The sequence below is a fragment of the Amycolatopsis circi genome (genome assembly GCF_003385235.1).
Taxonomy (GTDB): domain Bacteria; phylum Actinomycetota; class Actinomycetes; order Mycobacteriales; family Pseudonocardiaceae; genus Amycolatopsis; species Amycolatopsis circi.
The window spans coordinates 1-20,890 of the sequence record NZ_PQIA01000037.1 but is presented as its reverse complement, the minus strand read 5'-3'; the positions used below and the strand labels follow the sequence as shown (position 1 = coordinate 20,890).

The window sequence follows — 20,890 nt, the reverse complement described above, 5'->3', positions numbered from 1 at the left end:
ATGACGACACGTTCGGCCGGGCAGAGCTGGGCCCTGGACATCGCGCTGGCGCAGGGCGGCTTCGACGCGCTGCACCCGGAAGGCAAGGGGACGCTCGAACAACTCGGGCACGATCACGCCGACTTCGACAAGGTGTTCGCGATGGTCCGTTCCGGGGCGATGCTGCCGAAGGCGTGGGCGGTCGTTGCCGGACAGGCCGAAGAGCGGGCCGCGCACCACGAGCGGCTCGGTTACCGCAGGACGGCGTCGGATCTGTACCTGCGCGCGGCGGTGATGTACGGCCGCGCGCAGTATTCGATCTTCGACTCCGGCGACGGGCGCAAGGCGAAGTTCCGCGAGCGCTGCGATTCGTGCGTGGCCCGGCTCAGCGAGCTTCGCGGAAACACGGTGCGCCGAGTAGAGCTGGACTTCGAAGGCGGCAAGATCTTCGGCCTCCTGCACCTTCCCGCGCAGCCGGTTTCCGGTGCCCCGGCGGTGATTCTCGGTCCTGGCATGGACATGATCAAGGAGGACTACATCTTCGCGGCCGAGCGCTACTACACCTCGCGCGGAGTCGTGGCGCTGTCCGTCGAGGGGCCGGGGCAGGGGGAGACTCGGGCGCGCGGGCTGACGGTGACTCTGGACAACTACGAACGCGCTCTCGAAACCTATGCGGCGTATCTCGCCGGTCTGTCCGAAGTGGACGAAAACCGGATCGGCATGTTCGGCATCAGCATGAGCGGCTATTGGGCATTGCGCGCTGCGGCATCACCGGGGACCCGTTTGCGCGCGGTGGCCGCGTTCGAGGCGGTGTCCGGCGATTTCGAGACCATCTTCGAACGGGCGCAGCCGAGCTTCAAGAACAATTACCTGTATATGGCGGGCTACGCCGACGAGGCGTCTTTCGACCGCGATCTCAAGGAAAAGATGCCGCTGGGCGACCTCGTGACCGGCATCAGTTGCCCGGTCCTGCTGGGCATCGGCGAATTCGACGAGCTGACGCCGGTGGAGAGCGCGCTCGAAACCTACGAGAAAATCCGTGCTCCCAAGGAAATGCGCGTCTACGAGGACGAATTCCATCCACTGGGCGGGACGGCTGCGGAAGTGTTCGCGTTCGGCGCGGAGTGGTTGATGCGCGGCTTGGCCGGGGAGTTCGCCACGCCCGGCCGGGACGAGCGGTTCTTCGTTCACCGTGACGGCCGTACGACGGACGGATCGGCGGACCCGCGTTGGTGGCTGGGCGCGACTCCGGCGGGCCTGGCGAAAGCTCGGAAATGAGGCTGCCTGGTTCGAGCACTGAAAGCGGGGTCCTTCAGTGCTCGAACCGGGGCTTTCAGGGGATGAGTACGGTCTTGCCGACGAGCCGTCCCGAGGCCGCTTCGTCATGCACAGCCGGGAGATCCGCCAACGGCCGACGGTCGGCGACGGTGATCCGCAACGCCCCCGCGTCGACGCGCGAGACGAGTTCCGCCAGTTGCTCGGCATTGCTGACGACGAACACCCGAACGGTCCGAATCCCGCGTCCAGGATTCTCGGGAGGGGGAGTGGTGGTGCTGACCAGCGCCCCGCCGTCGGCGACCAAGTCGACGAGCGCCGCGGTCTCCTCCGGAGTAGTCGGAACGAGGTTGACCACGACGTCGAACGGCGCTCCGTCGACAGCAAGCGCGCCGGAGGCGAAGTCGAGGTGTCCGACGATCCGGTCGGCTCCATATTCGTGGAGGCGTTCTTCGGTGCGGGGGCTCGAGGTCGCGGTGACGGTCGCGCCCGCCTGATGGGCGAGTTGAACGGCAAAGCCGCCCACCGTCCCTCCGGCGCCGTTGATCAGGACCGTCTGGCCTGCTTGCAGGCGAGCGTCGTCGAAAAGCGCCTGCCAAGCGGTCAGCCCGCCGACCGGCAGCGCGGCGGCGTCGGGCAGGTCGACCGTCTGCGGGGCGGCGGCCAGCGCGTCGGCGGGAACGACGGCGTACTCGGCGGCCGCGCCGTCGAGGTTCATCGGCAGGAAGGCGACGACCGCGTCGCCGACCTCATGGCCCTCGACCCGCGGGCCCAGTTCGGCGATCGTCCCGGCGACCTCGATGCCCGGCACGTGCGGGAAGGCCAGGGGAAATACCTCCTGCAGGCCGCCCGCGCGGATCCCGAGATCCACCGGGTTAAACGAGGTGGCGGCGACCTGCACGAGCACCTGGCCCTCGGCGGGCGTGGGCCGCTCGGCCTCTTCGAAGGCCAGGACTTCGCTTCCGCCGTAGCGGTGGTAGCGCACTGCTTTCATGACGTCCTCCGTAATGTGCTTCGAAGTTGAAACAATCTGAGGACGAGTATGCTTCGATGTCGAAGCAAAGTCTCGGAGACGTGAGGACGGCCACAATGATTCGACTTCGAAGCATCTAGACTGGCCTCATGGCGGACGCGCTGGAGCCCCGGCAGCTCAACACTTACTTCGCGCTCATGGAGGCCGTGAGCCTGCTGCAGCACGCCGTCACGCAGCAGCTGCGGGCCGAGGGCGACCTCAGCTACGTGCAGTTCGAACTCCTGGCCCGGCTCGCCGATTCGGACGGGCAGCTGACGATGACCGAGCTGGCCGACGGTGTCGTCTACAGCCGCAGCGGCCTCACTCATCAGGCTGGTTTGCTCGAAAAGGCCGGTCTGGTCACCCGCGGTCCCAGCGCGGAAGACCAGCGCGCGACGGTCGTCGGCATCACCGAGGCCGGTCGGGAGCTGGTCGCGAAGGTGCTTCCCGGGCACGTCGAGGTCGTCCGCCGGTTGCTGGTCGCTCCACTGTCCACTTCGGACCTGGATGCGCTGGGCGGCATCATGACCCGCGTCCGCGACCACATGCGCGCCGAGCCGCCGCGGTCGGCCACTGCTCGCCGGAAATCCACGAGGAGCGAGCCCGAGCCCCTCTAACGCGCATCGTCGTTGTTCTTAGACTGGATGGGTGGAAGACATCGAGGCGATCGCCGTCCTGCAGGATCCCGTCCGGCGGCGGCTGTATGACTACGTGGTTTCCCAGGATCACGACGTCAGCCGGAACGAAGCGGCCGAAGGCGTCGAAATCCAGCGCACGCTCGCCGCTTTCCATCTCGACAAACTCGTGGACGCGGGGCTGCTGGAGACGGAAAGCAAGCGGCTGAGCGGACGTTCGGGTCCGGGTGCCGGCCGCCCGGCGAAGCTTTACCGCCGGTCCGGCGCCGAGCGCCAGTTCTCCGTCCCGGCGCGCGACTACCGCACCGCCGCCGATCTGCTGGCCGAGGTTGCCGAGGTCGCCCGGCTGGACACCGAACTGCAGGCCGCCGCCCGGCGCGAGGGCCGTGCCGCCGCCGGTCCGGTTGAAGATCTCGACGCCGCGAAGGAACTGCTGGCAGCCCGCGGTTACGAGCCTCGTCTCGACGACGACGTCCTGCGTCTCGTCAACTGCCCCTTCCATGTCCTCTCGCAGCGGCATCCCGGATTGGTGTGCGGCATGAACCTGGCGCTGCTGGAAGGGCTGCTCGAAGACGCCGAAGGCCTGCGGGCCCGGATGGATCCGCGTCCCGGGCTGTGCTGCGTGGTCGTCGAACGTTCTAAAAATAATGAGAGTTGACATAGAAGGTCCGGCGATGGTGAGGTGAAGGAGTGACGGAACATCACCTCGCCCAGCTCAACGTGGGCATCACGAGACACCCCCTCGACGACCCCCGGATGCACGGCTTCACGTCGATGCTCGACACCCTGAACGAGGTCGCCGACAACGCGCCCGGCTTCGTATGGCGCCTGGTCGAGGACGGCGGCAACGACGCCACCGCGATCCGGACCCCGCTCGGCGACGACGTCCTGGTGAACATGTCGGTCTGGGAAAGCCGCGAAGCGCTGTGGGACTACGTCTACCGCAGCGGCCACCTGGACATGCTGCGCCGCCGCTCGGAATGGTTCGAGCTGCCGAAGACGCCGTTCCAGGTGCTGTGGTGGGTTCCCGCCGGGCATATCCCGTCGGTCGAGGAGGCTGTGCAGCGACTGGAACTGCTGCGGGAGAAGGGACCCTCGCCGAGCGCGTTCGGTTTCCGGGACAGCTATCTGCCCGAGGGCGCCGCCTCCGCGTCGTGAGGCGGGCTTCTTGGGTGCGACACGTCCGGTGGGTCGCCCGGACCGGCCGGCGGGATGGCTAGGGTGTCGGCGTGGCGAACATGTCCCGTTGGTCGGATGAGAATGGCGGCTTGGACTTCGGTCTGCTGGTGCTGCGGCTGATGCTGTCGGTCGCGATGGGGGCGCACGGGCTCGTGCAGGTCTTCGGCCTGTTCGGCGGCTCGGGCATGGCGCATTTCGAGAACCTGTTGCAGGGCTGCGGTTTCAGCCACAACATCGAGTTCCTGACCTGGCTGACCGGAATCACCGAGGTCGGCGGTGCCGTCCTGCTGGCGCTGGGCCTGCTGACCCCGCTCGCCGCGGCCGGCCTGCTGGGCGTGGCGATCAGCGCGGTGCGGGTGAAGTGGTCGGGCGGCCTGTTCGGAACCACCGGCCCGGGATTCGAACTGGAACTGACGCTCGCGGCGATGGCGCTGGCCCTGCTGCTGACCGGCCCGGGCTGGTACGCCCTGGACCGCCACACGGCGTGGCGGCAGAAACCGCTGGGCTTCGCGGTGGGCGGACTGTTCCTGTCGGTGTGCGCGGCGGTCGGGGTGGGGTCGCTTTTCTGACCCTGCTCGCGGGCCTCGGCCGGTCTGGCAGGCTGATCTCGTGCTTGCAAGCAACGACGAGGGCGTCGAACTGAACGCCGAGTTCTCCGTGGTGGCCGACGGCGGGCGGTTGAGCCTGGTCATGGAGAGTGCGGGCGGCCGGGGCGCCGGGCCGAACCCGCGGAACTACCAGTACAACTCCGCCTTGACGCTGTTGCTCGAGCGCCTTCGAGACCGGCAGGCGGTGGTGGTGTCGGGCGTTGTGGCGTCAACGCAAACCGCCCGTTTGCCGGAGGAGGAGCGCAGTATTGTCCCGGCTCCGATCGTTTTGGCCGACGAGCGCAACATCGAGCAGGTGCGGCGGCAGATCACCCGGGCGCAGGGGAAGATCGGCCGGAAAGACGGCGCGAAGGAGGGCAACAACCAGAAACGGATCGAGTTGCGGCTGGAGGTTCCGGGCTACGGCCCGGACGATGCGGCCCGGCTCGCGGCCGATCTGGCGGAGCCTGCTTCGGACGGAGTGCTGCCGCGAGCGAAGGACCTGGTCCGGGGTCTCATCGGCGAGACGATCTCGACCCCCACCGGCAAAGGGAACCAGATCCTCAAGGTCGAGGACGACTCGGTGCTGGTGGGCACTGACCGGTCGCCGGAAGGGCAGCCCGTTCCTCTCCGCGAGATCCAGCACGGGCTGGACGTGCTCGCCGCGCGAGGCACGCTCGAGGTTTCGGTTGCCGAACTAGGTCACCGGAGCACTTTCGTCGGGGCGGTGCTGGCCAACCTGCCGCACGTCAGCAGAGCCACGTCGCCGACGACGCTGACGCTCGACCGCTCCGGCGCCGAACCCGCGGCGGACGTCCACTTCGGCGAGTTGGACGTGAAGACCCAGGTCAAAGTCCGGACCGAACAGACCCGGCTCCGCAAGCTGCTCGCCAACGAACGCGTTTCCGCTCCCTGCGCGTTGTGCGGCGACGAGTTCCCGTTGGAGTTCCTGGTGGCGGCGCACGTAAAGAAACGCGCGGCCTGCACTGACGACGAACGAAGGAACCTCCGCGACATCGCGATGCTCGCCTGCAGCTTCGGCTGCGACGTCCTGTATGAATCGGGCTGGGTCACCGTCGACGAGACCGGCTGCATCCAGACCGTGCGGCTCGACCAGCTTCCGGCCGGGAGTCTGAAACTCCGCATGCAGCACCTGGCCGGACGTCGTTGCGGAGCCCATCGGGAAGCGTCCGAACCGTACTTCGCGTGGCATCGCACGACCACGTTCCTGCGCCACCTGGCGGGCTGACCCGCGGAGAATCTCCGCAACGCGTAGCGCTCACCGCGTCTGCCTGCTATCTTCCTCCCAACCGCTTGCAAACCGCAATCACTAGGGAGGCCCACCGTGCCGGACACGACTTGCCATATGTCGATTTCGCTGGACGGTTTCGTCGCCGGGCCGGGGCAGAGCCGGGACGAGCCGCTTGGAGTGCGGGGGCGGGAGTTGCACGGGTGGCACATCGGCGATCCCCGGGCGAACGACGCCGACAAGACCGCCAGCGGGTGGCTCATGCGGCCCCGCGGCGCGTATGTCATGGGGCGCAACATGTTCGGTCCCGTTCGCGGGGAGTGGGACGAGGACTGGTCGGGCTGGTGGGGTGCCGAACCGCCGTATCACGCGCCGGTTTTCGTGCTTACTCATCACTCTCACGAGCCGATCCGGATGGAGGGCGGGACGACGTTCTACTTCGTCACTGACGGCTTCGACGCTGCCTACGCGGCGGCGTGCGAGGCTGCCGGAGGCAAAGGGGTGGACATCGCGGGCGGCGCTTCGACGGTTCGGCAGGCGCTGAACGCCGGGGTGGTCGACGAGTTGACTCTCGACATCGCGCCCGTCTTGCTCGGGTCGGGCGAGCGCATGTTCGACGGGGTGGAATCGTTCGGTTTCGAGCCCGTCGAGGTGCTCCATTCACCGCTGACCACCCACATCCGCTATCGCCGCGTCAGCGCGGACTGATCTGGTCGGGGATGTCTAGCGTCGCGGCGAGCAAGCTCCTCGTGTACGCATGCGACGGTGCAGTAAGCACGCGGTCAGTCCGCCCGGATTCGACGGCCCGGCCTTCGCTCAGCACGACGACCTCGTCCGAAATGCTGCGCACCACCGCCAGGTTGTGCGTCACGAAGATCATCGACGGCCCGTCGTCCATCAGGGAGCGCAGCAGTTCCACCACGGACGCCTGCACCGAAACGTCCAATGCGGACGTCACCTCGTCGCAGATGATCAGTTTCGGCTCGCACACCAAGGCCCGTGCGATGGCGACTCGCTGGCGTTGTCCGCCGGACAGTTCCGACGGGTAGCGGTCGGCCAGCCGCGACGGGATTTCGACGCGGTCGAGGGCGGCGCGGGCCCGGCGGCGGCCTTCGCGGGGGTTCACGCCGAAGTAGTGGCGCAGGGCGACCAGCAGGCTGTTCTCGACCGTCCGATGTGGACTGAGCGAGCCGTACGGATTCTGGAAGACATACTGCAGTTCGCGTCGGGTGCGGGAGTCTCGGCGGGCTGCGGCGGCTGGGACTGGCTTGCCTTCGAAGGTGACCTCGCCTTGCTGCTCGGGGTGCAGTCCGGCCAGGCACCGCGACATGGTGGTTTTGCCGCTGCCGGACTCGCCGACGACGGCGAGGCATTGGCCGGGCCGCAGGTCGAAAGAGACGTCGAAGACGACCTGTCGTCCGTGGTAGCTGGCGTTCAGGCCGGAGACGGACAGCAGTGCCGCCTGGTCCGGGGGAGGTGCGTTCGGTTCTGGAGCGCGCGAAGCGGCGAAAGCGTTCCGGGCGACTTCTTCCGCGTGAATGCACCGCGCGAGGGTTCCGGAGGGTCCGTGTGCCAGCACCGGATGCGTTGTGCGGCAAGCGGTCGTGGCGTAGTCGCAGCGTGGCGCGAAGGCGCAGCCAACGCGGGCATCGTCGATGCTGGGCGTCCGGCCGCGGATGGGGACCAGCCGCTGCCGATGGGTCGCGGACGGCACGGCCGCCAGCAGGGCGCGGGTGTAAGGATGCGCGGCACGGGTGAGGACAGCGCGGGCGGGGCCGTGTTCGACCACCTCACCGCCGTACATGACCATCACCTGGTCGGCGACGTCGGCGACCACCGCGAGGTCGTGCGAGACGTAGATCGCCGCCAGGTCGCGGGTCCGGCACAGGTTCCGCACCAGGTCGAGTACTCGCGATTGGGTGGCGACGTCGAGTCCGGTCGTCGGTTCGTCGAGCACGATCAGCCGCGGTCCGGCGGCGATGGCCATCGCGATGGCGACCCGTTGCTGCTGGCCGCCGGAAAGCTGGCGCGGGCGGCGGCGCAGGAACGCGTCGTCGCTGGGCAATCCGACGGTGTCCAGCAAGTGCTGCACCCGGTTCAGGGCGGGCCGGTCCAATCCCTCGGTCAACTGGGTCGACACGCGCAGGCTCGGGTTGAGCGCGGTCGCCGGATCCTGCGGCACATACGCGACTTTCCGGCCTCGTGCGCGACGCAATTCCGCGGCAGGCAAGGAAAGCAGGTCCACTCCGTCGACAACGACCTGTCCGCTGGTGATCGTCGCGCCGGTCCGGGCGAAACCCAGCAGGGCGAGCGCGAGGGTGCTTTTGCCGGAACCTGATTCGCCGACCACGCCGAGGACCTCGCCGCGGCCGAGTTCGAAGCCGATGTCCCGCACGATGGCATACTCGGCGGCCTCGACGGTCACGCCCGACACCGCGACTTCCTTGGCCACGTCAGCTCTTCCCTTCCGTGCGGCTGACAGTCCGGGCGACGGACTCGGCCACGAGGTTGCCGCCGAGCGCCATCATGAGGATCAGCGCGATCGGCGCCAGCACGGGCAGCGGCGCGGCGGCCAGGCCGTCCTGGTTCTCGCTGACCATGAGCCCCCAGTCCGGCGCGGGCGGGGAGACGCCGAAGCCGAGATAGTTCAGCGAGGCGATCGCGGTGACCGCCCACACCAGCCGCATCCCGGCCTCCACCATCAGCGGCGACGTCACCCCGGGCAGCACCTCGCCGAGGACGATCTGCCGCCCGGGCAGGCCGTTCGCCTTGGCCCACAAGACATATTCGCTGTCGAGTACCGGCAGTGCCGCACCGCGCAGCACTCGCGAGACGCCGGGCGCGAACGCCACCCCGACGAGCGACGCCGTGAGCAACGGATGGCGGCCGAACGCGGCCACGAACACCAGCACGAAGATGGTTTCCGGGAAGCTCAGCACGACGTCCATCGCTCGCATGAGGACGGTGTCGGCGATGCCGTCGCGGTAGGCGGCGGTCAGGCCGATGAGTGCCCCGAGGACTACGCCGATTCCGGTGGCGAGCAGCGTCATCCAGGTGAGGGTGCCGCCTCCGGACAGCAGGCGGCTGAGCACGTCGCGGCCGAGAAGGTCTGTGCCCAGCGGGAATTCCGCGCTCGGCCCCTCCAACGGCGGCGCGACGATGGCGGTCGGCGGCCACGGCGCGAGCAGCGGGCCGAAGATGACGATGAAGGCGATCGCGGCAAGCAAGCCGAGTCCGAGCCGCGCGCGACCGGTCCGGGACGCGCGGCGCACCACCGAAACGCTCATCGGGTGCGCCCCGCTGCGGCGAGGACGTCCGCGAGGAGATTGCACAGGTAGTACGTGGCCGCGAGGATGAGCACACACGCCTGCAGCACCGGCAGATCGTGCGAGTTCACCGCGCTGACCAGCGCCGTGCCGAGCCCGGGATACGAGTAGACGTATTCGACCACCACGACGCCGGTGATCGTGACGGCCGCGACCAGACCGGCCGCCGGAAGGCTCGCCGCGACGGCGTTGGGCAGCGCGTGCCGGAACAGGATGCGCCGGCGGCTGAGTCCTTTGAGGACGGCCATCTGCACGTATTCGCTGTCGAGCGCGTCGATGACCGAAGCGCGCACCAACCGGCCCAAGTACATCACCCCCATGAACGTGAGCGTGGCGACCGGCAGCACGAGTTCCGCCGGGTGCCACCACGGCAGGTCGCCGGGCGGGATGTCCGAAACTCCCGGCAGCACCCCGAGCATCGAGGTGGCGAAGAGCGCGATCAGCAGCATTCCCACGACGAACGGCGGCAGCGCCATGCTCAGCGACGTGACGGCGACGAACGCCTTGTCCGCGAAACTGTCGCGGCGCGCGGCGCTCAGCACTCCGGCGACCACCGAGAGCGGCAGGATCAGCGCCATCGAGACGAAGCCGAGCGTGAACGAGTTCACGATCCGCGGCCCGAGGATTTCCGAGACCGGTTCCCGGTTCTGCAGCGACACGCCGGGATCGCCGGTGAGCAATCCGCCGAGCCAGTGGCCGTACTGCGACACGAGCGGCTGGTCGAGCCCGAGCTGGCGCCGCAGGTTCGCCAGTTGCTCGGCCGTCGCTTCCTTGCCGAGGACGATCCGGGCCACGTCGCCCGGCAACGCTTGGGTCACCAGGAAAACCAGCACCGAGACCAGAAACAGCACGAGCACGCCGAGCGCCAGCCGGCGCACGAGCCACCGTGCGGTCATCCGACGGTCACCTCGGTCAGGAACGACAGCGGGCGGCCGTTCACATCCGGCACCAGCCCTTGCACTGCCGCCCGGTGGGGCAGGAGCACGTCGGAGAACGCGGGGATGATGTACGGACCGTCGGTGTATTCGATCTCGTGCATCCGGTTCATGAGCGGGCACTGCTGCTGCTCGGGGGACCTGAACAGTTCGCCGGCCAGCCCGGCGAAAGCGGCGTTGTTCCAGTGCGCGGCGTTGCCGACTCGGTCCGGCAGCAGCCCGCCGAGCACGGACGGCAGGTAGGGGACCGGGTTGTAGTCGACGAAAGCCGGCCACTGGCCCCATTTCGCCAGCAGCTCCGGCGTCGGGACCACATTGACGGTCACCTTGACCCCCGCCAGCGCGGCGTTCTGCGCGAAGACCTGCGCCAGCTCCGACATGCCGGGCAGCAGGCCGTCGGTGGTGATCGCGAAAGACAGATCGCTCTGCTCGGCCTCGGCCAGCAGCCGTTTCGCGGCCGCGATGTCCGGAGCGCGCTGTGGGATATCCGGCGCGGCGCACTGCGGCGTGGTCGTCTCGTAGTCGTTCGCGATCCGGGCGTAACCGCTGAAGACGTTGGACACGATCTGCCGCCGGTCGACCAGCAGCCGCAACGCCTGGCGCACCCGGACGTCGCGGAACGGCGCGACCGCCGTGTCGAGCCCGATCTGCAGGCTGAAGGTCCCTTTGCTGTCGAGCAATTGGATGCCGCCGCGCCCGACGAGCGACTTCGCGATCGTCGGGGTCGTGTTCGACGCGATGTCGACGCGGCCGGACAGCAGCGCGTTCGCCTGCGCCTGCTGGCTCTGGTACTCGATCAGCTGAACGGCGGCGAGCTTCGGTTTCTTGCCCCAGTAGCCGCCGAATCGCTCCACTGTGGACTCCCGGCCCCCGGCGAACGACTTGACCGCGAACGGCCCGGTGCCGATCGGCTTCGCCGGGGCCGACCCGGTTTTGGTCATCGGCAGCAGCACGCTCGTCCAGATGTCCTTGAACGGACTGAACGGCTCGGTCAGCCCCACTCGGACGGTGAGCTTGTCCACCGCCCGGACGGTGCTCGGGTCGATCATCTGGATCAGCGCCAGGCCCTGCGCGGCGTGCGCGGGATCGCGCAGGTACTTGATGCTCGACACGACGTCGGCGGAGGTGAACTCGGTGCCGTCGCTGAACTTCACGCCGGGGCGCAGCGTGATCGTCCACTGTGTCCGGTCGGCGTTCGGCGTCATGCCGGTCGCCAGCCGCCATTCGGTCTTGCCCGCCGGGTCCAGCGCGGTGAGCCCCTCGAAGACGAGGGAACTGCGCAGCTCTTGGATCGGGCCCTGGTTGCTGGCGTAGGGATTGAGGACCTCGCCCGCGTCGGCGGAGACGGAGATGCGAAGCGTGTCGCTCCCGGCGGCCGCGTCGTCCGGACGGCCGCAGCCGGCGAGCAGCGCGACGGCGAGCAGGAGGGTGGGCAGGGATCGAGGTCTGCGCGACACCGGGAACCTCCAGGGAAGCCAGAAATCTAAGCCGTTAGACAACCCGGCGTCGCCACAGGGTACGGCCAGTTCTCGTGCGAGGGAAGAGTCTACAAGTGGAGAAGCTAATCGTTTAGAGTGAGCCTGCCACCGGCTCGACCCGGTCCGGGAGCAGAGGAGGAAGCAGCCGCATGACCAGTCCGTACGAGCACCTGTTCGTGAGGAAAATGCCGAACTGTCTCGACGACCTCGTCAACGAGGGCGCCGCGGCAGGCGTCGTCGAACCGCCCAACGTCGGCGAATCGCTCGCCCTCATGCGCGCGAAGGAGGTGCCGGAGAGCAAGATCCACCTCACCTACACGTGGATCAGCGAATGCGACGCTCCGGTGCAGTGGGTGAAGGAGCACCAGCACGACTACGACGAGGTCCTGATCTGGCACGGCAACAACCCGGCGGACCCGGACGACCTCGGCGCGGAGATCTACCTCGACATCGAGGGCGTCCGCCACGTGATCACCACGAGCGGTTCGGTCTATCTGCCCGCGGGCACCCGGCACTGCCCGCTCGGCTTCACGCGCGTGGACCGGCCGTTCCGGTTCAGCGCGCTGTCGCTGAACCCGGAGTACGCCTCGGACGAGCACAACACCCTCGCGCGGTAGCGAACTGCCCCGTCGCGCGGTCGCCGCGGCGGGGCAGTCATCCGCTTGCGGCTGCTCCGGCGTGCGCGGGTTCCTCGGCGGCACCGGGTTCGCAGCCGCAGGTAACACCGATGCTGAGCGTTCCGTCCAAGACGACCGACGAATCGCCTTGGCCGTCCAGGGCATCGAACGCGCGCACCGCGAATTCCTCCAGCGGAACGTGGACCGTGGTGAGCGGGACGTTGCCGAGCCGGGCTTCTCGAGTTCCGTCGAAGCCGACGACCGCGAGGTCTTCCGGCACGCGCAAACCCAGGCTGTGCGCGATGCGGATGGTCAGCAGCGCCTGCTCGTCGGTGGTCGCGTAGACGGCGCGGATCCGGCGGCTGCTCGTCAGCACCTCGCGCACCGCCCGCCCCGCCTCGACCTTGTCGAAGGACGTGCGGACCAGCCTGCCCTCGGTGCGCAGCCCGGCGTCCGCCATCGCCCGGCGCCAGCCGCCTTCGCGGCCTTCGGCCGGTCCGACCGCGATTTCGCCTGCCACGCAAAAGATGTCTTCGTACCCGTGTCCGAGCAGGTGCTCGGTGACCAGCCGTCCGCCGTCGAAGTCGTTGAACACCACGCTGGGCGAGGTGTCGTCCGGTGCGGCCCACTGCAGGAACACACACGGCGTTTCCGTCGACAGCCGCGGCTTTTCACCGGTCGTCACGAAAATCCCGCGCGGCCGCAGCTCGGAGAACGCTTCGCCGTATTCGTCGGCGAGCCCCGGCCGGTAGCCGGTATTGCCGAGCAGCGTGAGCAATCCCCGGCGGCGTCCTTCGGCTTCGAGACAGCGCGACATCTCGCCGAAGAAGGCGTTCGCGGTGTCCGGCACCAGCAGTCCGACCAAATTGGACCGGCCGCCGCTCAACGCCCCGGCGAGCGGATTGCGCCGGTAGCCGAGCATCCGGATGGCGTCCTCGACCTTGCGCCGCGTCTTCTCGGCCACCGGGCGGGGCCCGTCGTTGAGGACGTAGCTGACCACCGCCGTGGAGGTTCCGGCCAGCCGCGCGACATCGGAAAGGATCGGCCGGCGCCCGGGGCGCTCGGCGTCGCGAAATTCCCCGGTTCCCGTTGCCACGGTGCCACTCTAAAGCACCGGAGCGCGGGCCGGGTCCATTAGGCACAGTGGGAAGTGGACGACCGCGCCGAAGAGCTGGAGCGGCCGGTCAGCGACCGTGTTTCGCCGGTGCCTGAAGCGGTTCGAGCACGTCGTCGACGCTCGCCTGCGACCTCGTCATCTGGAGCCGCTTCACGCCGACCGGCGGCCGTCCCACCCACAGCACCGCCTGCGGCGCTTGGCCGAGCGTGACGCGTTCCGCGAGCGTCGCGCGCAGCCGGCACCCGGTCCGGCTCAGCCGTCCGGACGACAGTCCGTACCCGGTCGCGGTCAGCAGCACCGAACTCAGCGCCTCTCCCGCGCGCAGCCAGGCGAGGGGATCGTCGCCGGGGGTGCTGAGCACCAGCAGCGACGCGCCGTCGTTTCGAGGTTCCGCCTCGCTTTGGGGCAGCGGCAGCCGGTTTCCCGCGGTCCCCGAAGCAGCACGGACGAGAACACCCTGTGCGGCGACGAGGGACGCGCTTCGTGCGTACACCTCCTCGCGACGCATCTGGGCGGGAACCCGGGCGCCTTCGCCGATCGCGGTCATGAGGTATCTGCGGACCGCGAGGTCTTCCACTGGGTGCAAAACCGCGCCTTCGCGGGCGGCTGCTTGCGAAAGCCGGTCAAGGCATTCGGACGGTACCGGCCGTGCGCCGCAGGGCCGCAAGTCCTCTCGCCGCCGCGCGATCGACGTCGCCAGCGCGGCTTCCCCGGGAGCCGGCTCGCCCGGCTGCGGCGTCACGACGGACAGATGGTCCGGTTCGCCGGGGCACGGCAGCCGGTCCACCGCGCAGGCCCAGCCGAGACCGGCGAAGGCGACCCGGAGATGGTGCAGTGCCGCGCCGCTGCTGAGCGTCTGCCAACGGCCGGCGGGGTCGTCGACGGCTCGCCACCGGTCCGGCTCGGCGTACAGGTGCAGGGTGTGGTAGCCGGTGCGCCACTGCCAGAGCGGCGCGTCGGAGGTGCCTGGGGCGAGCAGTGCCGCGGCCACCGCCGCCTCGACGGCGGCTGGGCTGGGAACCCGCGAATTCGGCATGGTTGCTTCCCGCTGGAGTCGGGGGAGTGCGTCCGGTCGGTGCCAGGCTCTATGGTGCGCCCCCGCCCGGGTCCGCGATAGAGGCCGGGGTTCATCAATTCGGAGCGATCTGCGGGCGTCTTCCCGGAAAGCTCGCGGTCCTCGCATTCGGGACGCGAGGACGGCTGCCGTAGATCGCAGCTCAATTCGCCCGCCGTCTCGGCGCCGCGAGGGCACTGGCGCGCGCCGGAACGGGAGAGGACGGTAGAGGTATGTCCCTGCAGAGCCTGGAAGACGCCGCGAACGCCGAGGCGGCCCGGCTGCTGCGCCTGTCGGTGGCGGGCCGGACGACGATCGACGAGGCGGTGGGCATTCTCCAGAGCGCGCACGGGTGCGACGCCGAGGAGGCGCTGCGCGTCCTGACCGGCGACGCGGGCGCGCACGGGGCGGGGGCGGAAGCCGCGCGGCTGGCGGAGGTCGCCGACGCCGCCGCCGACGGCCGGGCCGATCCGGACTACGGGGGCTGGGCCTGACCGGGGTCAGCCGGCGAGGTCGGCCGGGTCGAGGGTGCGGTCGACCAGCGCGCGGGTGACTTCGCGCAGCGGCCGGTCGTGCCGGGCCGCGTAGCCGTTCACCAGGGAGCGGGCCGTTTCCGGGTCGGTGCCGAGGGTCCCGGCGACCACGCCGACGGCCTGGCTGTGCTGGACCCGGTCGTTCAGCGAGGCGAGGGTGGCCTCGAACAGCCGGTCCGAGCGCCGCGTGCCGGTTTCCTGGACCAGGGCCAGCACCGCGAGGTCCGACACCACCTGCGCCAGCGCCGACTGCCACGGCTGCAGTTCGGTCGGCGCGGCGAACAGCAGGTTGAACCCGCCCACCGCCTCGCCGTCCAGCTTCAGCGGCACCGCCACCACGGCCCGGTACCCGGCCGCGAGCGCCGCACTGGCGAAGCCCGGCCAGCGGTCTCGCTCGCGGGTCAGGTCGGGAGCGGCGACCACGGCCGCCGTCGCGATGCAGTCGACGCACGGTCCCTGGCGCAGCTCGGTTTGCAGCAGCTCGACGAACTGCGCGGCCTCGTCCGAGGCCGACACGACGGCGGGTTCGCCGCGCGGGTCCTTCAGCAGCACCCCGGTGCCGCGCGCGCCGAGCAGTCCGGTGCCGACCTCGGTGATCAGGCGCAGCACCGCGGCGTTGTCCGGGTTGCCGACCAGGCGGGAGGTGATCGCGGCCAGGGCCGCGGGGACGTCCGCGGGCAGGAGACCGACGTGTCTGTCTGTCGCCCGGCTCCCGGCGTTCTCGTCGGTGGGATGGGTCATTCGGACGGCTCCTCAAGGGTGATGCGGCGTTCCAGCACGTCCGTGGCCACGTCGAGAAGCGGCCGGTTCGTGCTGTAGGCGTGGGCGCGCAGGCGGGCAAAGGCGTCGTCGAGGCTGATCCGCAGCTGGGCGGCGAGCATGCCGGTGGCGATGTGCACGTCCTGGTAGGAGATCAGTGCGCGCGGGGCGAATTCGAGCCCGGCGCGTTCGGCTTCGCGAGACTGCCGCAGCAACGCCGCGGTGGCCAGGTCGGCGGCGAGCGCGGCGTCTCTCGTATCCGGGCTGGTCAGCCCTCCCGGCCGGTGCCGGACGAGTTCGAGGGTGCCGAGCCGGATGGCCCCGAACTGCAGCGGGAACGCGAACGCCGCGCCGACGCCCGCCGCGAGCGCGGTCTGGGCGAACCCGGGCCAGCGCACCTGGTCGACATTCAGGTCCGGGACCAGCACCGGGCTTCCGGTCTCGAAGGCCTCCGCCCCCGGCCCTTCTCCGGCGGTGTACTCCAGCTCCGCCAGCCTGGCCGCCCACGGGTCGCTGGCTCCCAGCACCTCTTCCGAACGCGGGCCGGCCCGCAGCGACAGGATCGCGGCGTCGACCTGGTCTATCGTCTCCACGCAGGCGAGGCACACTTTTTGTGCCCAGCTGTCCCGGCTGCTGACCGCCTCGGGCGCGGCGGCGATCGCTTTCCACAGCGGCTGCCGATGCTGGCCCTCCACCGTCGTGGCCCCCTTCGCGCCGCCTGACATCCCAGATCCTCCACCCTACGAGACGCCTCGCGGGCGAGCAGCCCGGGCGCGCCCGCTCGCCGGACCCCGCGGGAGCCGGGCGTTTGCTCGCTCTGCGAGGGGGAAATCAGGCAGGGAGACGAGGAGGAGTCGCATGGTCGAGGTGAGCCGGACGGTGCCAGCGCCGCCGGAAGCGGTATTCGAGATCCTGGCGGACGGCTGGTCCTATTCCGGCTGGGTGGTCGGCAGTTGCCACATCCGCGATGTCGACGCGAGCTGGCCCCAGGTGGGCGCGCGCATCCACCACAGCGTCGGGGGATGGCCGCTGCAACTGGAGGACACGACGGCGGTGCTGGCGGTCGAGCCGGGGGTCTCCTTGGAATTGGAGGCTCGCGGCGGGGCGCTCGGCACCGCGAAGATCGAGCTTTCGCTGGTTCCGAACGGGGCCGGGGAGACGACGGTTCGGATGGCTGAGTCGGTGACTGGCGGGGTTGGCGGGTTTTTGCCGGAGAGCCTGCAGTCGTTGATGCTCGGGCCGCGCAACAAGGAGTCGCTGTCGCGGTTGTCGGCGTTGGTGCTCGGGCGTTGGCGGGGTACGGGGCAGGCTCAGCCGTAGACGGCCCGGTTCGCCGCGCGGATCACTGCGGCGTATCCGGGGCCCAGCGGATGGTCCCGGGCGAGCGCGGCGCGTGCGGCGTTCGCGCCGGGACCGCCGTGGACCGCGCCGCCGGGGTGGGCTGCGGCGCTGGCGAGGTACAGCCGGTCGACGGGAGTGTCGGCTCGGCCGAGGCCGGGCACCGGGCGGAAGAACAGCTGCTGGTGGATCGCCGTGGTGCCGCCGTTGACCGCGCCGCCGACGAGGTTCGCGTCGTGGTCGGCCAGCTCTGCCGGGCCTTGCACGCGGCGGGCGAGGATCAGGTCGCGGAACCCGGGTGCGTTGCGTTCCACCGTCGCCTCGATGCGTTCGGCCTGCCGCCGCACCGTGTCGCGGTCGCTGCCGCGCGGGATGTGCGTGTAGGCCCACACGGCTTCCGTCCCGGCCGGGGATCGGGACGAGTCCGCCGTCGTCATCTGGCCCAGCAGCAGGAACGGCTGTTCGGGCACGCGGTCTCGGGCCAGCTCCGCGCCGAACGCGGACAAGCCGTCCTCGCCGCAGCCCAGATGGACGGTGCCCGCGCCGCGTGCGTCCTTCGCGGTCCACGGAATCGGCTCGGACAACGCCCAATCGAGCTTCACCGTCGCACTGTCCCATTCGAACACTTGGAGATCCGCCAGCAACCGCGAGGGCAGCCAGTCCGGCGCGACGAGGTTGCCGTACAACGTCTCCGCGGTGACGTCGGCCAGCACCGCCTTGCGCGCCCGGATCGGCTCGCCGTCCGCGCAGCGCACGCCGACCGCTTTGCCGCGCGCCACCAACACCTCGGTCACCGAAACTCCACAATGGACAGATCCGCCCTTGGAACGCAGCCGGCGCACCAATGCGGCCACCAGCTCGCTCGCGCCGCCTTCGGGGACCGGGAATCCGACCTCCTGGGCCAGCATTCCCAGCAGCCAGCCGAAGACCGCGCTGCCGGCGTTGTCGACGGAGAGGTCGCTGTGCGCGGCGTTTCCGGACAGCAGCAGCCGCGCGCCCTCGCCCTCGAAACGTTCGCGGGCGAACCGGCGGGCGGGCAGCGTCAGCATCCGGGCGAGCCGCAGCAGTTCGGCGGTACCGGTGCGTCGCAGGAACCGCGCACCGGCTCGGACAGGCGGGAATGGAGTGAACAACGCGTCCAGGAATTCGTCGCGGAAACCTTGCCATTGCGAGAAAAGCTCCCGCCACGACTTAGCGTCCCCGGAAGCGAACTGGGCGACCGATTCCGCGGTGCGGTCGAGGTCGCGGGAAAGGACGGCGCAGCGGTCGTCCGGGAAGACGTGCGCGAGCGCGTCCGGCGCGTGGAGCCAGCGCAGGCCGTGCTCGGGCAAATCGAGCCCGCGGAGCACCGGGGACGCCGCGCCGAGCGGGAAAAAGGCGGCGCACAGGTCCGAGCGGAAGCCCGGCGCAGTGATTTCCTCGGTGCGCAGAGCCCCGCCGGGAGCGGGTTGTTCTTCCAGGACAACGACATCCCAGCCCTCGTCGGCGAGGAGGTTCGCCGCGACGAGGCCGTTGTGCCCGGCTCCGATGACGATCGCGTCGACGGTGTGCATAGGCTCAGGCCTGCGACTGGCGGGTCGGACGGCCGCGGCCCAGCGCCCGTGCGCGATCGAGCAGCCCAGGCCGCGACGAGGCGAGCGGAGCCGACGGCGCGCCGTCCTTCTGCCGCATCCCGGCGACCAGATCCTGGACAGCTTCGGCGGAGCTGTACCGCGGCGTCCAGCCGAGGACGAGCCGCGCCCGCGAGGTGTCGACCAGCGCGGCCTGGTCGGCTAGTTCAAGCCAGCCAGGGTGCAACGGCTGCAGCCCGGCGAGCCACGCCGCGCGAGCCACCGTCCGCGCGACCGGCTTCGGCACCGGGACCCGCGTGCCGCCCGCCGCCCGCGCGAATGCCGCCGCGTCGAGCACCTGGTCGGCGGCGAGATTGAAGGGGCCTACCGCCCGCTGGTCCAGAGCGAGCCGGAACGCTTCGGCGACGTCGTCGGTGTGCACCGCCTGGAGCCGCAATCCCTGCCACAGCGGCACCGGCGAAAACCGGCCGCCGACCAGGCGAGGCGGCAGCACCGGCGGGAGCAGCCACCGGGTGAACTCGCCCGCCGCGCGCCGCTGCAGGATCGCGCACGGCCGCATCCGCGCGACGGCGACCTCCGGATGCGTGGAGGTGAACAGGTCCAGCGCATCCTCCAGATCCGCTTTGCCTCGGCTGTACGCGCTGGACGCGATCCCCCGGCAGGGCCAGTCTTCGGTGACTTTTTCGTCGTGCGGTTCCGGTGCGTAGGCAGCCGCCGAGGACGCGCACACCACCTGCCCGACGCCCGCGTCGCCGACGGCCTTCAACACGTTCGCGGTGCCGCCTTCGTTCGTGCGCGCCATCGGCGGGTCGCCCCACGCGGGGGAGATCGCCCAGGCCAGATGCACAACCGCGTCCGCGCCGGTGAAGATGTCCCGCAGGATTTCCTCGGCTCCCGGAGCGCCGATGTCCACCGAATGCCATTCCGCGCGCGAGTACGGTTCGGCGGCGCGATCCGGCATCCGGCGGGCGACGCCGGTGATTTCATGGCCGGGTTCCAGGGCGCGCAGCAGCGCGGTGCCGACGTTGCCGCTCGCGCCTGTGATCACGATCCGCATGCGCGCCGTTTACCCGCTACGCACCGGCCGTAACCCGGCGCCGCTTGCTCGGCTTCAGCCTGCCTCGGGACTCGCGACGTCGGGAGCGGCTTCGCTGCTCGCCGGCGAAGAGGCACCGGTCGCGTACGCGACGAATCGGGCCGCGAGGTCGCGGACCTTGACGTTTTCCCGTTGCGACTGCTCGACCAGCACGGCGAACGCCTCCTTGGCGTCGATCTGCCGCAGCGCCATCAGGATGCCCTTGGCCTGGTCGATGACCGCCCGGGTGGACAGCGCGGTTTCCAGGTGTTCGGCCGTCTGGCGGGCGCGGGTGTAGCGCGCGTGCACGCGGAGGGCGGCGGTGGCGGCGCTGGTGAACAGGTCGAGCAGTTTCTCGTCCAGGTCGGCGAAGCCGTGGTCGTGGGCGCTGTAGCAGTTGACCGCGCCGGACTGCCCGTCGCCGACGACCAGCGGAGCGGACAGGAAGCTGCCGAACCCGGCGGCTTCGGAGTCGCGGGCGAACCGCGGCCACCGCTCGGCGGCTTCGGCGATCGCCACCCGCACGAGCTTCCCGCTGCTGGCCGCCTGGATGCACGGCCCGTCCCCGACGGCGTACTGGTCGCGGTCGAGTTCCGCGGCGATGTCGCTGGTGGTGGCGGCAGTGCTGGCATTGCCGTCCCTCAGGAGGGTGACGGTGGCCTCGTCGACCGCGGGTACCGCGGCGGTGACCTGCTCGCACACTTGGTGCAGCAACAGCCGGAAGTCGTCCTCGGTGCTCAGCACCGCGGTCAGCGTCTCGAGGGCGCTGGTCACGTCGTCGAGGGCAACTGGCCATCGCCGGCCGGTCGCGTCTTCGGTCATCGCTCTCTCCCGGTGCGAGCCGGAGCCCCCTCGGCATTCGCGCGAATTGTGTGCCGCCAAGGTGACGAGCCGTCTCTGCCGGCCCGCGCGAAAAACCTCGACGTCTCCCGGGTACCCGGGGGCCGCTCTCGCACACCTGACGGCGCCGCGAGACCCCAGTCACGCGCTGTCCAGTCCAATTTGACTTCCCAGGCGAACACATGTTCGACTCCCGTCTCGGGCCGCCGGGAACCGGGGCGGCCCGGAACGTGAACGCGAGCGGGTGACCTTGAGGTGAACGAGTGGCCGTCGACCGTGCGGAAAGTGGATCCGCCGATTCCCGTGTGGGTGGGCGTGCGCAAGCTGCTCG

At 70.0% G+C, this 20,890-nt stretch carries 22 protein-coding genes; 10 read left to right on the top strand and 12 right to left on the bottom strand.

The window, feature by feature from the left end; all coding sequences use genetic code 11:
- Positions 1-1,257, top strand: a complete 1,257-nt coding sequence (locus D0D37_RS18160) for an alpha/beta hydrolase (RefSeq protein ID WP_116201740.1) — start codon at positions 1-3, stop codon at positions 1,255-1,257.
- A 55-nt stretch (positions 1,258-1,312) separates the two neighbouring features.
- Here the strand turns inward: D0D37_RS18160 and D0D37_RS18155 are convergent, their stop codons facing one another.
- Entirely contained in the window at positions 1,313-2,248 is a 936-nt protein-coding gene (locus tag D0D37_RS18155; RefSeq protein ID WP_116201739.1) for an NADP-dependent oxidoreductase, read from the bottom strand.
- A 128-nt stretch (positions 2,249-2,376) separates the two neighbouring features.
- On the opposite strand from D0D37_RS18155, the gene D0D37_RS18150 reads away from it, so the two are divergent.
- The 6 genes from D0D37_RS18150 to D0D37_RS18125 all read left to right on the top strand — a co-directional run bounded on the left by D0D37_RS18150 (position 2,377) and on the right by D0D37_RS18125 (position 6,624).
- Positions 2,377-2,883, top strand: coding sequence for a MarR family winged helix-turn-helix transcriptional regulator (locus D0D37_RS18150; RefSeq protein WP_116201738.1), 507 nt, complete (start codon positions 2,377-2,379; stop codon positions 2,881-2,883).
- A 31-nt stretch (positions 2,884-2,914) separates the two neighbouring features.
- Positions 2,915-3,559: a helix-turn-helix transcriptional regulator gene (locus D0D37_RS18145; protein ID WP_116201737.1), complete on the top strand. Its 645-nt coding sequence runs from the start codon at positions 2,915-2,917 to the stop codon at positions 3,557-3,559.
- A 32-nt stretch (positions 3,560-3,591) separates the two neighbouring features.
- A complete protein-coding gene (locus D0D37_RS18140) occupies positions 3,592-4,059 on the top strand; it encodes a DUF3291 domain-containing protein (protein ID WP_116201736.1) in 468 nt (155 codons plus the stop codon).
- Positions 4,060-4,169: 110 nt separating this feature from the next.
- Positions 4,170-4,649: a DoxX family membrane protein gene (locus D0D37_RS18135; RefSeq protein WP_208720020.1), complete on the top strand. Its 480-nt coding sequence runs from the start codon at positions 4,170-4,172 to the stop codon at positions 4,647-4,649.
- A 40-nt stretch (positions 4,650-4,689) separates the two neighbouring features.
- Positions 4,690-5,916, top strand: a complete 1,227-nt coding sequence (locus D0D37_RS18130) for a hypothetical protein (protein ID WP_116201735.1) — start codon at positions 4,690-4,692, stop codon at positions 5,914-5,916.
- Between the two features lie 117 nt (positions 5,917-6,033).
- A complete protein-coding gene (locus tag D0D37_RS18125; protein WP_208720021.1) occupies positions 6,034-6,624 on the top strand; it encodes a dihydrofolate reductase family protein in 591 nt (196 codons plus the stop codon).
- On the opposite strand, the gene D0D37_RS18120 is transcribed toward D0D37_RS18125, so the two are convergent.
- Genes D0D37_RS18120 through D0D37_RS18105 form a run of 4 tightly spaced genes read right to left on the bottom strand, consistent with a single transcriptional unit; the run spans position 6,611 to position 11,634 of the window.
- Positions 6,611-8,368 (bottom strand): dipeptide ABC transporter ATP-binding protein, encoded by a 1,758-nt coding sequence (locus D0D37_RS18120; RefSeq protein WP_208720019.1) that lies wholly within the window; start codon positions 8,366-8,368, stop codon positions 6,611-6,613. The genes D0D37_RS18125 and D0D37_RS18120 overlap by 14 nt on opposite strands.
- A 1-nt stretch (position 8,369) precedes the next feature.
- Complete coding sequence (locus D0D37_RS18115; protein ID WP_116201732.1) at positions 8,370-9,203, bottom strand: ABC transporter permease; 834 nt, start codon at positions 9,201-9,203, stop codon at positions 8,370-8,372.
- Positions 9,200-10,138, bottom strand: a complete 939-nt coding sequence (locus D0D37_RS18110; RefSeq protein ID WP_116201731.1) for an ABC transporter permease — start codon at positions 10,136-10,138, stop codon at positions 9,200-9,202. Before D0D37_RS18110 ends, D0D37_RS18115 begins: the two co-directional genes overlap by 4 nt.
- Positions 10,135-11,634 carry an ABC transporter substrate-binding protein gene (locus tag D0D37_RS18105; RefSeq protein ID WP_208720018.1) on the bottom strand — a complete coding sequence of 500 codons (1,500 nt, stop codon included), beginning with the start codon at positions 11,632-11,634 and terminating at the stop codon, positions 10,135-10,137. The genes D0D37_RS18110 and D0D37_RS18105 overlap by 4 nt, the downstream gene beginning before the upstream one ends.
- Positions 11,635-11,804: 170 nt before the next feature.
- On the opposite strand from D0D37_RS18105, the gene D0D37_RS18100 reads away from it, so the two are divergent.
- Entirely contained in the window at positions 11,805-12,272 is a 468-nt protein-coding gene (locus D0D37_RS18100) for a cupin domain-containing protein (RefSeq protein WP_116201729.1), read from the top strand.
- A 37-nt stretch (positions 12,273-12,309) separates the two neighbouring features.
- Here D0D37_RS18100 and D0D37_RS18095 read toward each other — a convergent pair whose 3' ends face one another.
- Entirely contained in the window at positions 12,310-13,368 is a 1,059-nt protein-coding gene (locus D0D37_RS18095) for a LacI family DNA-binding transcriptional regulator (RefSeq protein ID WP_116201728.1), read from the bottom strand.
- An 88-nt stretch (positions 13,369-13,456) separates the two neighbouring features.
- Positions 13,457-14,425 (bottom strand): nitroreductase family protein, encoded by a 969-nt coding sequence (locus D0D37_RS18090; protein WP_116201727.1) that lies wholly within the window; start codon positions 14,423-14,425, stop codon positions 13,457-13,459.
- A gap of 251 nt (positions 14,426-14,676) precedes the next feature.
- On the opposite strand from D0D37_RS18090, the gene D0D37_RS18085 reads away from it, so the two are divergent.
- Complete coding sequence (locus D0D37_RS18085) at positions 14,677-14,937, top strand: ANTAR domain-containing protein (RefSeq protein WP_116201726.1); 261 nt, start codon at positions 14,677-14,679, stop codon at positions 14,935-14,937.
- A gap of 6 nt (positions 14,938-14,943) precedes the next feature.
- Here the strand turns inward: D0D37_RS18085 and D0D37_RS18080 are convergent, their stop codons facing one another.
- Both D0D37_RS18080 and D0D37_RS18075 read right to left on the bottom strand, forming a co-directional pair.
- Positions 14,944-15,717, bottom strand: coding sequence for a GAF domain-containing protein (locus tag D0D37_RS18080; protein ID WP_116201725.1), 774 nt, complete (start codon positions 15,715-15,717; stop codon positions 14,944-14,946).
- Entirely contained in the window at positions 15,714-16,460 is a 747-nt protein-coding gene (locus tag D0D37_RS18075; RefSeq protein WP_244223561.1) for an ANTAR domain-containing protein, read from the bottom strand. Before D0D37_RS18075 ends, D0D37_RS18080 begins: the two co-directional genes overlap by 4 nt.
- A 133-nt stretch (positions 16,461-16,593) precedes the next feature.
- Here D0D37_RS18075 and D0D37_RS18070 point away from each other — a divergent pair, with 133 nt between their 5' ends.
- Positions 16,594-17,055: an SRPBCC family protein gene (locus D0D37_RS18070; RefSeq protein WP_116201724.1), complete on the top strand. Its 462-nt coding sequence runs from the start codon at positions 16,594-16,596 to the stop codon at positions 17,053-17,055.
- Here the strand turns inward: D0D37_RS18070 and D0D37_RS18065 are convergent.
- The 3 genes from D0D37_RS18065 to D0D37_RS18055 are packed head-to-tail and all read right to left on the bottom strand — an operon-like array spanning position 17,046 to position 20,541.
- Positions 17,046-18,626 (bottom strand): phytoene desaturase family protein, encoded by a 1,581-nt coding sequence (locus tag D0D37_RS18065; protein ID WP_116201723.1) that lies wholly within the window; start codon positions 18,624-18,626, stop codon positions 17,046-17,048. The two genes, D0D37_RS18070 and D0D37_RS18065, sit on opposite strands and share 10 nt — an antisense overlap.
- Before the next feature lie 4 nt (positions 18,627-18,630).
- Positions 18,631-19,701, bottom strand: coding sequence for an NAD-dependent epimerase/dehydratase family protein (locus tag D0D37_RS18060; RefSeq protein WP_116201722.1), 1,071 nt, complete (start codon positions 19,699-19,701; stop codon positions 18,631-18,633).
- Positions 19,702-19,755: 54 nt separating this feature from the next.
- The gene (locus D0D37_RS18055) at positions 19,756-20,541 is read right to left on the bottom strand and encodes a GAF and ANTAR domain-containing protein (RefSeq protein ID WP_116201721.1); all 786 of its coding nucleotides are present in this window, start codon (positions 20,539-20,541) and stop codon (positions 19,756-19,758) included.
- Positions 20,542-20,890 lie beyond the last annotated feature (349 nt).